The organism is Planococcus soli (assembly GCF_016881065.1).
GTDB classification, from domain to species: Bacteria; Bacillota; Bacilli; order Bacillales_A; family Planococcaceae; genus Planococcus; species Planococcus soli.
The window spans coordinates 13,741-28,799 of record NZ_WXYN01000014.1; the positions used below are offsets into that span (position 1 = coordinate 13,741).

The 15,059-nt window shown below is 45.9% G+C and carries 14 protein-coding genes; all 14 read left to right on the forward strand.

Going from position 1 to position 15,059, the window contains the following annotated elements:
* Window positions 1-168: 168 nt before the first annotated feature.
* Window positions 169-945 (forward strand): TatD family hydrolase, encoded by a 777-nt coding sequence (locus GJB59_RS07210; protein WP_142830611.1) that lies wholly within the window; start codon window positions 169-171, stop codon window positions 943-945.
* 77 nt (window positions 946-1,022) lie between these two features.
* Window positions 1,023-2,402: a G5 and 3D domain-containing protein gene (locus GJB59_RS07215; protein WP_142830613.1), complete on the forward strand. Its 1,380-nt coding sequence runs from the start codon at window positions 1,023-1,025 to the stop codon at window positions 2,400-2,402.
* Between the two features lie 115 nt (window positions 2,403-2,517).
* Window positions 2,518-3,078 carry a ribonuclease M5 gene (gene rnmV / locus GJB59_RS07220; RefSeq protein WP_142830615.1) on the forward strand — a complete coding sequence of 187 codons (561 nt, stop codon included), beginning with the start codon at window positions 2,518-2,520 and terminating at the stop codon, window positions 3,076-3,078.
* The gene (rsmA, locus tag GJB59_RS07225) at window positions 3,075-3,953 is read left to right on the forward strand and encodes a 16S rRNA (adenine(1518)-N(6)/adenine(1519)-N(6))-dimethyltransferase RsmA (RefSeq protein WP_142830617.1); all 879 of its coding nucleotides are present in this window, start codon (window positions 3,075-3,077) and stop codon (window positions 3,951-3,953) included. The genes rnmV and rsmA overlap by 4 nt, the downstream gene beginning before the upstream one ends.
* A gap of 163 nt (window positions 3,954-4,116) precedes the next feature.
* Window positions 4,117-4,380 (forward strand): biofilm formation stimulator Veg, encoded by a 264-nt coding sequence (veg, locus tag GJB59_RS07230; RefSeq protein WP_006830753.1) that lies wholly within the window; start codon window positions 4,117-4,119, stop codon window positions 4,378-4,380.
* Window positions 4,381-4,528: 148 nt separating this feature from the next.
* Window positions 4,529-5,392: a 4-(cytidine 5'-diphospho)-2-C-methyl-D-erythritol kinase gene (gene ispE, locus GJB59_RS07235; RefSeq protein WP_142830619.1), complete on the forward strand. Its 864-nt coding sequence runs from the start codon at window positions 4,529-4,531 to the stop codon at window positions 5,390-5,392.
* 57 nt (window positions 5,393-5,449) lie between these two features.
* Window positions 5,450-6,277 carry a pur operon repressor gene (gene purR, locus GJB59_RS07240; protein ID WP_142830621.1) on the forward strand — a complete coding sequence of 276 codons (828 nt, stop codon included), beginning with the start codon at window positions 5,450-5,452 and terminating at the stop codon, window positions 6,275-6,277.
* 1 nt (window position 6,278) lies between these two features.
* The gene (locus tag GJB59_RS07245; protein WP_142830623.1) at window positions 6,279-6,656 is read left to right on the forward strand and encodes a RidA family protein; all 378 of its coding nucleotides are present in this window, start codon (window positions 6,279-6,281) and stop codon (window positions 6,654-6,656) included.
* Between the two features lie 182 nt (window positions 6,657-6,838).
* Entirely contained in the window at window positions 6,839-7,123 is a 285-nt protein-coding gene (gene spoVG, locus GJB59_RS07250; RefSeq protein WP_142830626.1) for a septation regulator SpoVG, read from the forward strand.
* Between the two features lie 247 nt (window positions 7,124-7,370).
* Window positions 7,371-8,744 (forward strand): bifunctional UDP-N-acetylglucosamine diphosphorylase/glucosamine-1-phosphate N-acetyltransferase GlmU, encoded by a 1,374-nt coding sequence (gene glmU / locus GJB59_RS07255; protein WP_142830628.1) that lies wholly within the window; start codon window positions 7,371-7,373, stop codon window positions 8,742-8,744.
* A gap of 15 nt (window positions 8,745-8,759) precedes the next feature.
* A complete protein-coding gene (locus tag GJB59_RS07260) occupies window positions 8,760-9,722 on the forward strand; it encodes a ribose-phosphate diphosphokinase (RefSeq protein ID WP_142830631.1) in 963 nt (320 codons plus the stop codon).
* Window positions 9,723-9,837: 115 nt separating this feature from the next.
* A complete protein-coding gene (locus tag GJB59_RS07265; protein WP_142830633.1) occupies window positions 9,838-10,491 on the forward strand; it encodes a 50S ribosomal protein L25/general stress protein Ctc in 654 nt (217 codons plus the stop codon).
* Window positions 10,492-10,596: 105 nt separating this feature from the next.
* The gene (gene pth, locus GJB59_RS07270; RefSeq protein ID WP_142830635.1) at window positions 10,597-11,160 is read left to right on the forward strand and encodes an aminoacyl-tRNA hydrolase; all 564 of its coding nucleotides are present in this window, start codon (window positions 10,597-10,599) and stop codon (window positions 11,158-11,160) included.
* Between the two features lie 69 nt (window positions 11,161-11,229).
* Entirely contained in the window at window positions 11,230-14,763 is a 3,534-nt protein-coding gene (gene mfd / locus GJB59_RS07275) for a transcription-repair coupling factor (RefSeq protein WP_142830643.1), read from the forward strand.
* Window positions 14,764-15,059: the final 296 nt, after the last annotated feature.

Genomic DNA, 15,059 nt, shown 5'->3' on the forward strand with positions numbered 1-15,059 from the left:
GAAAAGTGGGTCTTTTTTTGTTTTCATGGGTTTTACGGCCCAAGAATACAGCTGAAATAATCGTTTTGACATGGAACTAACATGTTTTGTTACCCAATTGTAATGTTGCTGTGAAGAAAGATACAGGTGGAACCATTAGAATAAAGCTTAATGTGAGGAGAATGATTGATGTTTATCGATACCCATGTACATTTAAATGCAGACCAATATGATGAGGACCTTACACAAGTCATTGAGCGTGCACGAGAAAACCATGTGGAGAAAATGGTAGTCATCGGCTTCGACCGAAAAACGATCGAACGGGCCATAGAATTGGCCGAGAGCTATGAATTCATCTTTGCAGTAATTGGTTGGCATCCAGTCGATGCCATCGATTGTACTGAGGAAGACCTAAAGTGGATCGAAGAACTGTCAGCTCATCCGAAAGTAGTCGGAATCGGGGAAACCGGATTGGATTACCACTGGGACAAATCGCCAAAAGAAGTGCAGCAGGAAGTTTTCCGCAAGCAGATTCGATTGGCTAAAAAAGTGGAGCTGCCAATTATCATCCATAACCGGGAAGCCACAGAAGATGTCCTGAGAATTCTGAAAGAAGAAAATGCGAAAGAAATAGGCGGTGTTATGCATTGCTTCAGCGGCAGTGTTGAAACGGCCCGTGAAAGTATAGACATGAATTTTATGATTTCTCTTGGAGGCCCAGTAACATTTAAAAATGCCAAAAAGCCCAAAGAAGTTGCCGAGCTGATTTCACTTGATCACCTGATGATCGAGACAGATGCTCCGTATTTAGCGCCGCATCCGTATCGGGGGAAACGAAACGAACCTTCTTATGTTCCTTTAGTGGCAGAAGAGATTGCTCGATTAAAAGGAATTTCAATAGAAGCAGTCGCGAAAGCAACCACACACAATGCTGAAAAGTTTTATAAGTTTTCTCAAAAAAAGTGAAATTAAGAAATCCTGATCAATTAGTAGGTTAAACATGAGTCCATATAATCACTCAAATGAAAAAGGGGGAGTTATTTTTGTCAAATGAATCAAATAATACCAAATCATCAAAATTATTCAAAGGTAAATCATTGGCGGTAACAATCGCAACCGTGTTATTGTTCGCGGCGGTTTTAACCTTTGCCATATACGAAGGTACAAAAAATACAGTATCTGTAACAGCAAATGGTGAACAGGAAGAAGTAAGAACGCATGCAGAAACAGTCGGAGCATTTTTGGAAGAGCAGGAAATCAAACCTGGAGAACATGATTTTTTGAGCCACTCCGAAGAAACAGCCATCAATGAAGATTTATCTCTTGAATGGGATGCAGCAGAACAATACAATGTGACAGTTGATGGAGAAGCCACTTCGGCTTGGACGACTGAAAACACCGTGTCAGAAATATTGGCAAAAGCGAACGTTGAGCTTACAAAACATGATAAAGTATCACCGGCATTAGAAGAGCAAGTGGATGAAGAAACAACGATCTCAGTGGAAAAAGCATATGAGGTTACCATTAAGGATGGCCTTGAAGAAAAGAAAGTATGGTCTACTTCGACTACAGTCGCTGACCTTTTAAAGCAGCATGAAATTACCGTGGGCAAACTTGACAGAGTGGAGAACGAAATGGACGAATTGGTCCTTCCGAATTCAGAAGTCAAAGTGGTTCGCGTTGAAAAGGTCACCGATATAGTCGAGGATTCTGTAAAATACGCAGTAGAAACTAAAAAAGACAGCTCACTTCTTAAAGGCAGCGAAAACATTGTTCAAAAAGGAACAAATGGTTTAGTTGAGAAAACTTATGAAGTGGTTAAAGAAAACGGCAAAGAAGTAAAGCGTGACCTTAAAAATGAAAAAGTGGTAAAAGAACCAATTAAACAAGTAACAGCGGTCGGTACAAAAACTGTTGTAGCAAGCGTTTCGCGCGGTACTCAAGCAAAAGCGGCAGCTCCAGCAGCAAAAGCAGAGCCTGCCAAAAAGACAGCACCAGCACAAGAAAAACAACAAGCAGCACCGGCTGAAAAAGCGGCTGTCAAAACAGCTTCAGCTGAAAAAGCACCAGCACCAGAACCAGCAAAAGCGGAACCTGCCAAGGCAGCACCGGCAGAAGCTGAACCGACAGGCGGCAAAGAGTTTTACGTGTCTGCAACAGCATATACAGCGAGCTGCACCGGCTGCTCAGGAATTACAGCTACCGGAATCAATTTGCACACGAACCCGGGCCTTAAAGTCATTGCAGTGGACCCTAGCGTCATTCCTTTAGGCTCTAAAGTATGGGTTGAAGGATACGGAAATGCGATTGCAGGCGACACAGGCGGAGCAATCAAAGGCAACAAAATTGACTTGTTCATGGCCAGCCAATCCGATGCCATCTCATTTGGACGCAAACAAGTAAAAGTTAGAATTCTTAACTAATCTACAGTAAATTCCATTCAAAGGCTTTCCTGGGATCGTTCCCGGGAAAGCCTTTTACATGTTTGCCTGCAAACGTGTAGAATAAATAAGAAGCTTGAAAAGAGGAACTTTATATATGAAGATAAATGAAATTATAGTCGTTGAAGGAAAAGACGATACAGTAGCGATCAAGCGCGCAGTCATTGCCGATACAATCGAGACAAACGGTTCAGCCATAACGCCAGAGACGCTGCAGCGGATTGCTCATGCACAGCAGAAACGGGGCGTCATTGTTTTTACGGATCCTGATTATCCCGGACGGCGCATCCGTGCTATTATTGAAGAACATGTGCCTCAAGCGAAGCATGCATTTTTGGCTAAAGAAAAAACGATTGCCAAAAATGGCAAAGGTTTGGGGATCGAACATGCCCGCGATGAAGACATCCGTGAAGCCTTGCAAGCTGTCTACACGCCGTTGCAGGAAGAGCGTGCTATAGAGATCACCATGGAAGATTTGATCGATGCAGGGCTTGTTGCCCACCCACAAGCCAAACAACGCCGAATCCAAATCGGCAATGATCTGCAGATCGGCTATACCAATGGCAAGCAGCTTCAGAAGCGCCTCCATATGTTCGGTATATCCAAAGACCAGTTTATCAAAGCGGTACAAGCGTTAACTCAGGAGGAAAACCAATGACCAAAGATATCGCCACACCCATCCGCACCCAACAAATCATGGCGAAGTATGATTTAAAAGTAAAGAAAAGCTTGGGACAGAACTTTTTGATCGACCCCAATATTTTACGGAAAATTGTCGGACAGGCAAAGTTGACGAAAAACTCAGCAGCCATCGAAATCGGTCCGGGAATCGGTGCGTTAACCGAACACTTAGCAAGAGAAGCAGGCAAGGTGCTGGCTTTTGAAATCGATCAGCGGCTATTGCCCGTGCTTGAGGATACACTTTCTCCATACGACAATATTTCCATCGTTCACGCCGATATCCTGAAAACGGATGTACAGGCGGCTATCGACAGTGAATTGGCCGGTTACGATGACATCGTCGTCGTAGCGAATCTGCCTTACTATGTCACAACTCCCATTATCTTAAAGTTGTTGCTGGAAAAACTTCCGATTCGCGGTATGGTCGTTATGCTGCAAAAAGAGGTGGCTGAGCGCATTACAGCCAAGCCTGGGACAAAGGCTTATGGATCGCTGTCTATCGCTATTCAGTACTACACACAGGCCGAAATGGCTTTGACTGTCCCGAAATCAGTATTTCTGCCGCAGCCCAATGTTGATTCCGCTGTTATTCGCATGACCAAACGGGAAGTGCCGGAAGTGGAAGTCATTGACGAGGACTTCTTCTTTAGCGTTACGAGAGGGTCTTTTGTTCAGCGAAGAAAAACTATTTTGAACAACCTTCAAGTTGCTATGCCTTTAGGAAAAGAGAAAAAAGAGCTCATTTTGAAAGCACTGGAAGAAGCGGAAATCGATCCGACTCGCCGCGGAGAAACGCTGACTATCAAGGAATTTGGTCTTCTGGCTGACAAATTATACGCTTATTTCCAGTGAAACCGGGGTTCTGTTACAATTTTGGCACATGTTGTTTCGGATTGAAGATATTTCGAATAAATAAATATTGACAGCACCGGATAGTCGCTGATAAAATTATAAATTTGCTTGACTATTCCATTATATTATGGTAAAATTTTGTCTATAGTGAGGTGTAGACAAAATGCCCAAAACTTTGGCGGATATTAAAAAGTCGTTAGACCTACATTTAGGAAAACGATTGCTTTTAAAGGCAAACGGAGGTCGCAAGAAAACGGTCGAACGTGCCGGAATCCTGCGCGAAACGTATCACTCCGTGTTCGTGATTGAGCTAGATCAAGAAGAGCATGCATTTGAACGCGTGTCTTACAGCTACGCAGACATTTTAACTGAAGCGGTAGAGATTACCGTGTACGAAGGAACCGAAGACGCACTTGTCGTGAAATAATTGAATTATATCCATATGTTACTTTAAAAACTTGCTCCTGCTTATCCAAGCGGAAGGCGAGTTTTTTTGTTTCTGTCGGCACTTTGCTTTCCATTGTCCGGCGGTATGTTAAAATAGTCTTCATTAGAATATAAAAGGAGGCAGTGGGATGCTCTACGTAAAAGCGCCTGCCAAGATCAACTTAACATTGGATGTTTTACATAAACGTCCAGATAATTACCATGAAATTGAAATGATCATGACAACGGTGGATTTGTCGGATCGCATCGGATTGATGGGGACCGCCAAAGGCATACATATCCAATCCGCAGATCGCTTTGTACCGAATGATTCCCGCAACCTTGCTTACCAGGCAGCGCAATTGATCAAAGACACCTTCAATATCAAGACGGGTGTCATCATTTCGCTTGATAAAAAAATTCCGGTTGCTGCCGGCCTTGCTGGAGGCAGCAGTGATGCAGCGGCGACATTAAAAGGACTGAACAAACTTTGGCAATTAAACTTGTCACTTGATGAGCTGGCTGAACTGGGTGCCAAAATCGGTTCAGATGTTTCCTTTTGTGTTTACGGGGGCACAGCGTTGGCAAAAGGGCGCGGTGAAATCATCCAGGAATTGCCCACTCCGCCGAATTGCTGGGTCATTTTGGCGAAACCGACAATCGGCGTTTCTACTGCTGACGTCTACGGGGCATTCGATGTCCAAACAGCTCAGCATCCAAATACCGACGAAATGATCCAAGCGCTCCAGGACGGTGATTACGAAGCCATGTGTGACAACTTGGGCAATGCACTTGAGAGCGTAACGTTAAAATTGTATCCGGAAGTTGAACAGATTAAAGAACAGATGAAGAAATTCGGTGCAGATGCTGTGCTGATGAGCGGCAGCGGACCGACAGTTTTTGGTTTGGTGCATAATGAAGCGCGAATCCCGCGCATTTACAATGGCTTACGTGGCTTCTGCTCAGAAGTTTACGCCGTACGCTTGATTGGCGAACGGGAGCCACTTGCCTAAATACGGATATTTATGGTAAGTTTTCTATAAATCATTCGTGTTTAGGAGAGGGTAGTATTGAAGTGGAAGCGCAGTGAACGGCTTGTTGATATGACGCATTATTTATTGGAACATCCGCATAAATTGATTCCGCTGACTTATTTCTCAGATTTGTACCAATCGGCTAAATCTTCCATTAGTGAAGATTTGGGCATTGTCAAAGAAACGTTCGAAGAAAAAGGAATCGGTTTGCTGATGACTGTGCCAGGAGCAGCGGGCGGCGTTAAATTTATTCCTAAGCTCCAAGCTCGTGAAATCAAGTCTATCATGGCAGATCTCATGGAAGAGCTGAGCCATTCCGATCGGCTGTTGCCTGGGGGTTATTTGTACATGACCGATGTGCTGGGAAATCCGGAGATGATGAACCGGGTGGGCAAAGTGTTCGCCACGGCGTTTGCTAAAGAAAAAATTGATGTCATCATGACAGTAGCTACAAAAGGCATTCCGATTGCTCATGCGATTGCCCGCCATCTGAATGTGCCGGTGGTCATCGTGCGCCGGGACAGCAAAGTCACAGAAGGTTCTACAGTCAGCATCAATTACGTTTCGGGATCTTCCCGCCGTATCCAAACGATGGTGCTGTCAAAACGCAGCATGAAAAGCGGCCAGCGTGTGCTCATCACCGATGACTTCATGAAAGTCGGCGGGACAATGAATGGCATGAAAAACCTGCTGGAAGAGTTTGAATGCACTTTAGCGGGTGTAGCCGTGCTGGTAGAGGCGGAACATTCGGATGAACGGCTCGTAGAAAAGTACCTGTCACTCGTCAAATTGCATGAAGTCAGTGAAAAAGAACGCACGATAGCTTTAGAAGAAGGAAATTACTTTGAAAATGGAGGGATTTAATATGAATTATGTAGCGACAGACAAAGCGGCAGCCGCCATCGGACCCTATTCACAAGGTGTGGTTTCAGGAGGACTGCTCTACAGTTCAGGTCAAATTCCACTAACCGCAACAGGAGAATTGGTTGAAGGCACCATATCGGACCAAACTCATCAAGTATTTTCAAACCTGAAAGCCGTTCTTGCAGAAGCCGGATCGTCTCTTAACGAAGTCATCAAGACAACTGTTTTCATTAAAGATATGAACGATTTTGCAGCATTGAACGAAATTTACGCATCTTATTTTGGCGACCATAAACCGGCGCGTTCGACTGTCGAAGTGGCCCGTTTGCCAAAAGACGTGAAAGTGGAAATCGAAGTTATTGCAAAAGTGAACAACTAGAACTAGATTTTGAATAAAAGAACTGCAGGCCAACTCGTTAAAATCGAGCAGGTCTGCAGTTTTTTATTTTGTTGAGCAAATTTTCTAATAAGTTTTGGAATTTATGAAGGAGATTAGTCCTTTTTATCGAATACCCATAATTAGGGTTTAAAATAGCAGCTCAGAGAAGGGGGGATGAAAGAATGGAAGTAACAGATGTAAGATTACGACGTGTACAAACCGATGGCCGAATGAGAGCAATCGCTTCCATCACGCTGGATAACGAATTTGTTATCCATGATATTCGGGTGATTGATGGAAATGAAGGCTTGTTTGTGGCGATGCCAAGCAAAAGAACACCGGATGGAGAATTTCGGGACATTGCCCATCCAATCAATTCAAGTGCACGCACCAAGCTTCAAGAAGCTGTCTTAACTGCATATGAGCAAAGTGAAAGCGAAACGGTATTGGAAAATGCCAGCGTTTAACCGAGCTGAATCAAGGGGCCTTCTCCATTAAATAGGCTCTTTTTTTATTTGACTTTTTTTGTAATGGTATTGTCACGCCTTGGAACCTTGAAAAATCAAGGTTTTTCCGCTATAGTCAATAAGGAAAAGCGATTTTTTAAATTGACATAGCCAGTTTAAAAACTGGATTTCACAAGCAACATTAATAAATGGCCGATAAGCTTGGCGAAATAGGCTACTTATCAGCTCAGGAGTGGAGGAGCAAGGAATGACGAATACATATGCAGTGATTCTAGCGGCCGGCCAAGGCACGCGCATGAAGTCGAAATTGTACAAAGTGCTTCATCCAGTTTGCGGCATGCCGATGGTTGAACACGTGACGCGCAATGTCGAGAAGCTCGGTGTTGAAAAAATTGTAACTGTTGTAGGCCATGGCGCTGAAAAAGTCCAGCAGCAGCTGGGCGAGAAAAGCGAATACGCGTTGCAGGCAGAACAATTGGGAACGGCTCACGCAGTACAGCAGACTGCTTCATTGATCGAGGGACTTGCTGGAACAACTTTGGTCGTTTGCGGGGACACACCGCTAATACGTCCGGAAACGATGCAGGCACTTCTTGACCAGCATGCAAAAACACAGGCAAAAGCAACAATCCTGACAGCAATTGCTGACAACCCGACAGGCTACGGACGAATTCTTCGCAACAACGTCGGCATCGTCGAGAAGATCGTTGAGCAAAAAGATGCATCTCCAGAAGAGCAGCAAGTGAAGGAAATCAATACCGGCACCTATTGCTTCGATAACGAAGCGTTATTTGAAGCGTTGAAACTCGTTTCCAACGACAATGTTCAAGGTGAATATTATTTGCCTGACGTTATTGAAATCCTTCAAAAGCAAGGTGAAATTGTTGCTGCTTATGCAACAGACAGCTTTGATGAAACTTTAGGTGTAAATGACCGCGTAGCATTGAGCCAAGCGGAAAGCACGATGCGTAAACGAATTGCTGAAAAGCACATGAGAGCCGGTGTTTCGATCATCGATCCGGCCACGGCCTACATTAGTGCACAAGCGGAAATCGGAGCAGATACCATCATCCATCCGAACGTCACGATTGATGGGGATACGAAAATTGGAGAAGACTGTGTGATTTCTTCAAACAGCCATATCGTCAACAGTGTAATCGGCGACCGTACGACCATCCGCAGTTCAGAGATCCACGACAGCAGCATCGGAACGGATACAGCTGTAGGTCCCTTTGCACACATCCGTCCGGATACGGTATTAGGCAATGATGTAAAAATCGGCAACTTTGTCGAAGTGAAAAAATCAACTGTCGGAAATGACAGCAAAGTTTCTCACTTAAGCTATATTGGCGACGCCCATGTGGGTACGGATGTCAATATTGGCTGCGGCACGATCACGGTTAATTATGATGGCAAAAATAAATTCCAGACCGTCATCGAAGACAACACCTTTATCGGCTGCAATTCCAATTTGATTGCACCGGTTACGGTAGGCAAAGGATCTTATGTAGCGGCTGGCTCTACGATTTCAAAAGATGTACCAATGGATTCATTGGCGATTGCTCGCGCGCGCCAGGAAAATAAAGAAGGCTACGCAAACAAATTGAACGGTAAAAAATAGGAGGGTTCACACCTAATGGGCTATCAAAATGCAAACTCTAAATTGAAAATCTTTTCATTGAATTCGAACCAGGCGCTGGCTGAAGAAATTTCGGAACACGCAGGCATTCCACTTGGAAAAAGTTCGGTCACACATTTCAGTGATGGTGAAATCCAGATTAATATTGAAGAAAGTATTCGCGGTTATGATGTATTTATCGTGCAATCGACTTCTCAGCCCGTCAATGAAAACTTGATGGAGCTATTGATCATGATTGATGCTGTCAAACGTGCTTCTGCCCGCACGGTCAATGTCGTAATTCCCTATTACGGTTATGCACGCCAGGACCGTAAAGCCCGTTCACGTGAACCGATTACTGCAAAATTAGTAGCGAACCTTTTGGAAACTGCAGGGGCAACCCGTGTAGTGGTCCTGGATTTGCACGCTCCTCAAATCCAAGGGTTCTTTGATATTTTGATTGACCACCTGGTAGCTGTGCCTTTGCTTTCCGATTACTTCCTGAATGAAAGTGGCATCGACCTTGAAAATGTCATCATCGTTTCACCTGATCACGGTGGAGTAACCCGTGCCCGCAAAATGGCAGACCGCCTGAAAGCGCCAATTGCGATCATCGACAAACGCCGCCCCCGTCCGAACGTATCGGAAGTCATGAACATTGTCGGTAATGTAGAAGGCAAAACAGCCATCATTATTGATGACATCATCGATACAGCGGGAACGATTTCAATCGCTGCCAGCGCTTTGATCGAAAGCGGCGCGAAAGAAGTGTATGCATGCTGTACACACCCTGTTCTGTCAGGTCCTGCAGTACAACGCATCAACGATTCGGTGATCAAGGAATTGATCATCACCAACTCGATCGCCTTGCCTGAAGAAAAGAAATCTCCGAAGATCAAGCAGTTGTCTGTAGCACGGTTATTGGCTGAAACAATCGTCCGTGTTCATGAGCAAAAATCTGTCAGCACGCTCTTTGATTGAACAGCAGAAACACATTTCTATGAGATAAGTTTCATTAATGCATGAAAAGGGTATATACTGGTTATGTACCTATCGTGAATTATGTACTTTTTAATATAACTGGAGGCTGAAAGTAATGACTGTAAAAATGACCGCACAAAAAAGAGAAAGCAGCAACAAGAACTCTGCATTGACTGAACTTCGTTCGAAAGGAAATGTACCAGGCGTAGTTTACGGCTTTAAAACTGAAACGACACCGGTAACTGTATCTGAAATCGAATTGATCAAAACTTTGCGTGAATCTGGACGTAACGGCGTAATCAGCCTTGAAATTGATGGCAAGAGCACGAATGTCGTATTGAGCGATTATCAGATGGACGCTTTAAAAGGCAGCTTTAAGCATGTCGACTTTTTAGCAATCAATATGTCTGATGAGCTAGAAGTGGCTGTAACTGTTCACTTGACTGGCGAATCAGCAGGCGAAAAAGAAGGCGGCTTTATCACTCAGCCGAACCGCGAAGTTAATGTTCGCGTGAAACCTTCTGATATTCCGGATGCATTGGAAGTTGATACCACTGAACTGGCGATTGGCGAAACAATCACAGTCGGCGATATCCGCGGAACTGTATCTTACGAAATTTTGGATGAAGACGATTTTATCCTTGTTTCTGCAACAGCTCCACGTACACAGGAAGAATTGGACGAGCTTGAAACTGTATCTGAAGAAGATGCAGAACCAGAAGTGGTCGGCAGCGAAGATTCTGAAGAAGAAGATAAAAAAGAAGCATAAATACGAATGGGAAATAGGGGCTGTCGAGAGACAGTCCCTATTTTTTTGTTTCGTGATTGATTATGGTAAAATAAAAGGCAGTGAAAAAAGCAAAGGAAGATGGGTATGAAACTGATTATCGGCTTGGGAAACCCGGGCAAAACATATGAAGACACACGCCACAATATCGGCTTTAAAGTGGTCGATTATTTGGCAAGCCAATGGAATGCTCCGTTGACGCAGGCGAAATTCAAAGGGATGTACTCCATCAGCCATCGTCCTGAAGGCAAAGTGATGCTGCTCAAGCCGTTGACTTACATGAATTTATCGGGCGAGAGTGTCAGTGCGCTGATGGATTACTATGGCATCGAGCTGAAAGACATCATTGTCATATACGATGATTTGGATTTGCCGGCTGGCCAATTGCGGTTGCGCCAAAAAGGCAGTGCTGGTGGCCATAATGGCATCAAGTCACTGATCCAGCATTTAGGCACACAGGAATTCAACCGGCTGCGCATCGGCATCAGCCGTCCACCGGCAGGCATGAAGGTACCGGATTACGTGCTGCAGCGCTTTTCAAAAGAAGAGATGCCGGAAGTGGCGGATGCCATCAAAAAGAGTGCGGCAGCTTGCGAAACCTGGCTGTCGAAACCATATCTCGAAGTAATGAATCAATTTAATGGAGCATAATCGCTTTGACGCAGTTGGCGTTCAGAGCTTTTTTCTGTTTCCTGTGTTTTTTTGAAAGGAGGAAGTTGAATGAATCACATATTACGGACCTTTTCGGAGGATACCCATACACAAAACTTTATAGCAGATTTGAAGAAGGGGCAGGACCATCAGCTGATTTCCGGTTTATCCGGCAGCGCGCGGCCGATTTTTTACCAGACAATCTGGTCGGAAGCGGAAACCCCTTTATTGATTGTGACACCGAATTTATTGCATGCGCAACGTGTATACGACGACTTGGTGAGGCTCGTCGGTGAGCAGCAAGTCCACCTTTATCCAGCGGAAGAGTTGATTGCTGCAGAGGTGTCTTTTTCAGGGCCGGAACTGCGGGCTCACCGCATCGATACACTTGATCACATGAAAAGCGTTGGAAAAGGGATTTACATCACACCGGTAGCGGGGATGCGTAAGCTGTTGCCGACAAAAGAGCAGTGGGACTACGCCACACTCCGCATTGCTGAAGGTGAAGAACTTGATACAGGCGAGTGGCTCTTGAAATTGGTGGCGATGGGCTATTCACGTACGCCAATGGTGACGACTCCGGGTGAGTTTGCGCTTCGCGGGGGAATTCTGGATATTTATCCGTTGAACTTTGAACACCCGGTACGTATCGAGTTGTTTGATACAGAAGTGGATTCGCTGCGGCTGTTTTCAGCAGACGATCAGCGTTCGCTGGAGAAAGTCCAGTCGCTGTGCATCCTCCCGGCAAGTGAACTGGTGCTGTCGAAAGACCAACGCATCCAATTGGCGGGGAAATTAGAAGCCAAACTCGCAGCCAGCTTGAAAAAAATAAAAGCTGACGATACGAAAACTTTGATGCTCCAGCATATTCAGCATGACATCGATTTATTGAAGCAAGGCGAAACGCCGGAGCAGCTGGCGAAATATGCATCCATGATCGACACCCAATCAGCATTTTTAGGTGATTATTTCCCGGGCAATGGACTGGTCTTCTTTGACGAACTGGGACGCATCCAGGAAATGACGGATACGTTAGAGCGCGAAGAAGGCGATTGGATTGTTTCGCTGCTGGAAGAAGGGAAGTTTCTTCATGATGTTTCGTTAACGTATACGTTCCGGGAAATGATGGCGAAGCTCGAGCAGAAAGTAACGTTCCTGTCTTTATTCGTACGGACATTCCCGATGGTATCGGTCAAAAAGTCCATCGCCTTTTCGTGCAAGCCGATGCAATCTTTCCATGGCCAAATGCATCTCCTGAAAGCGGAGATGGAGCGCTGGACCTTAGGGAAGTTCCAAATCTTTATTGTGGCGCAGGGTGAAGATCGCATGCAAAAAGTGCGTGCTGTTCTGGCCGATTATGATATGGAAGCGGAGATTGCCTCGTCTTCGACGGAAATTCAAGGCGGTAAAATCTATCTGGTTGATGGGGAATTATCGACAGGATTTGAAATGCCGCTGCAGCGGTTGACCGTCATTACCGATTCGGAATTGTTCAAGCAGCAGCCGAAAAAGAAAACGCGTGCCCAAAAGCTGACGAACGCTGAGCGCATCAAGAGCTACTCCGAAATCAAACCGGGTGATTACATTGTCCACATCCACCACGGCATCGGCCGTTTTGTGGGCATCGAAACCTTGGAAAGCGGAGGCGTCCATAAAGACTATCTCCATATTGTCTATAAGGCCGACGACAAGTTATTCGTACCGGTCGATAAGATCGACTTGATCCAAAAATACATCGCATCTGAAGAAAAAGAGCCGAAGCTGCATAAGATGGGCGGTGCAGAGTGGAAGAAAACCCGCACGAAAGTGTCGGCGGCTGTCCAGGACATTGCGGATGACCTGATCAAGCTTTATGCAGAGCGGGAAGCGTTAAGAGGCTTTGCTTTTTCCGAAGAGCAGGACATGCAGCGCCAGTTTGAAGCGGAGTTCCCTTATGAAGAAACTGTCGACCAGTTGCGTTCCATCAATGAAGTAAAGCGTGACATGGAGAACGAACGGCCGATGGACCGCCTCATCTGCGGCGATGTCGGTTACGGCAAAACAGAAGTCGCCATCCGCGCGGCGTTCAAAGCGGTATTGGATGGCAAGCAAGTGGCGTTTCTCGTACCGACGACGATATTGGCGCAGCAGCATTTTGAAACGATGAGCGAGCGCTTCAAGGATTACCCGATTACGGTCGGTTTAATGAGCCGGTTCCGCTCCAAAAAACAGCAGACCGAGACCGTCAAAGGCTTGAAAAATGGTTCGGTTGACGTAGTTGTCGGCACACACCGCATTTTATCGAAAGATATGCAGTACAAGGACCTTGGGCTATTGATCATCGATGAAGAACAGCGATTTGGTGTGACCCATAAAGAGAAGATCAAGCAAATGAAGACCAACGTAGATGTTCTGACCCTGACTGCAACGCCGATTCCGCGAACGCTTCATATGTCGATGATCGGCGTACGCGATCTGTCGGTCATCGAAACTCCGCCGGCCAACCGTTTCCCGGTGCAAAGCTACGTCATGGAACATAATGGCGCGCTCGTACGCGAAGCTATCGAACGTGAAATGGCACGCGGCGGGCAAGTATTTTATTTGTATAACCGGGTGGATGATATGACGCGGAAAGTGGAGGAGATCCAGCAACTGGTGCCGGAAGCACGCGTGGGATACGCCCATGGGCAAATGAATGAAACCGAACTTGAATCGGTCATCTTGAGCTTCCTGGACGGTGATTACGATGTCCTGGTGACGACGACCATCATCGAAACCGGCATCGACATTCCGAACGTCAATACTTTGATCGTCTATAATGCCGACCGAATGGGCTTGTCGCAGCTTTATCAATTGCGCGGACGCGTCGGACGCTCGAGCCGAGTGGCTTACGCTTATTTCATGTATCAGCGCGACAAAGTACTGACCGACGTCGCAGAAAAACGCCTGATGGCCATCAAGGAATTCACCGAGCTCGGCTCCGGCTTTAAAATCGCCATGCGCGATTTGACGATCCGCGGAGCAGGCAATCTGCTCGGTTCACAGCAGCACGGATTTATTGACTCGGTCGGCTTTGATCTGTATTCGCAAATGCTGCAGGAGGCCATCGACGAACGCCAGTCGGGAGTCAAAAAAGAAGTGATTCCGGAAATCGAGATTTCACTTGATGTTGATGCTTATATTCCAGATTCCTATGTCAGCGACGGCTACCAGAAGATCCAAATGTACAAACGCGTCAAAGGCGTGGATACAGTAGAGGAAATGGCCGAGCTGCAGGATGAGTTGATCGACCGTTTCGGCGACATGCCGAATGAAACCGACAGCCTGCTGCGCATTGCCCGAATGAAAGTATGGGCGCGCCAAGTAGGGGTCGAATCAATCAAGCAAAACGGCAAAGTCGTGACCGTCAAACTGAGCGAAAAAGGCACAGCCAGCATCAATGGCGGCAAAGTGGTAGAAGAATCAGCCGCGTACGGACGCGCCGTCGGATTCAGCATGTCCGGCCAGCAGCTGGTCATGTCCATCGATGAAAACAAAACTAAAAAACTGCATCCGTTCGATGTGTTGGAAGGCATGATAAAACTGCTGCCGGAATCGCTTCGTGAAGCAAGGCCGGTTAGTTAAGTTGAACTAGTCATTGTTAATGAAAATAATTCTGTCCTGGATATTCCGCAAACCAGCTCCGCTTTCCTGCGGGCTTGCGCCGAACTAACTCGGGCTCTGCCCGAGTGGATTTCGGCACTGCGCTGTCCCGCGGGAGTCTTCACTGGTTTGCTCCATATCCTAATAGTTAAGTAAAGGGAAAATTCCCATTCATTAATGTTGGATGGCGCTTAGAAGAAAGAGTGGAAAGCGTCAATCTGAAGCGATTTTCAACTTTAAGTTCCCTAATCAATCCAAGAGCAAATTCTTTTTTCAAA

What these genes read in the sequence shown, in the direction of transcription:
- glmU (WP_142830628.1), top strand. Translation starts at nt 7,371, where the DNA reads ATGACGAATACATATGCAGTGATTCTAGCGGCCGGCCAAGGCACGCGC.
- GJB59_RS07265 (WP_142830633.1), top strand. Translation starts at nt 9,838, where the DNA reads ATGACTGTAAAAATGACCGCACAAAAAAGAGAAAGCAGCAACAAGAAC.
- rsmA (WP_142830617.1), top strand. Translation starts at nt 3,075, where the DNA reads ATGACCAAAGATATCGCCACACCCATCCGCACCCAACAAATCATGGCG.
- ispE (WP_142830619.1), top strand. Translation starts at nt 4,529, where the DNA reads ATGCTCTACGTAAAAGCGCCTGCCAAGATCAACTTAACATTGGATGTT.
- GJB59_RS07210 (WP_142830611.1), top strand. Translation starts at nt 169, where the DNA reads ATGTTTATCGATACCCATGTACATTTAAATGCAGACCAATATGATGAG.
- spoVG (WP_142830626.1), top strand. Translation starts at nt 6,839, where the DNA reads ATGGAAGTAACAGATGTAAGATTACGACGTGTACAAACCGATGGCCGA.
- rnmV (WP_142830615.1), top strand. Translation starts at nt 2,518, where the DNA reads ATGAAGATAAATGAAATTATAGTCGTTGAAGGAAAAGACGATACAGTA.
- veg (WP_006830753.1), top strand. Translation starts at nt 4,117, where the DNA reads ATGCCCAAAACTTTGGCGGATATTAAAAAGTCGTTAGACCTACATTTA.
- GJB59_RS07260 (WP_142830631.1), top strand. Translation starts at nt 8,760, where the DNA reads ATGGGCTATCAAAATGCAAACTCTAAATTGAAAATCTTTTCATTGAAT.
- mfd (WP_142830643.1), top strand. Translation starts at nt 11,230, where the DNA reads ATGAATCACATATTACGGACCTTTTCGGAGGATACCCATACACAAAAC.
- GJB59_RS07245 (WP_142830623.1), top strand. Translation starts at nt 6,279, where the DNA reads ATGAATTATGTAGCGACAGACAAAGCGGCAGCCGCCATCGGACCCTAT.
- pth (WP_142830635.1), top strand. Translation starts at nt 10,597, where the DNA reads ATGAAACTGATTATCGGCTTGGGAAACCCGGGCAAAACATATGAAGAC.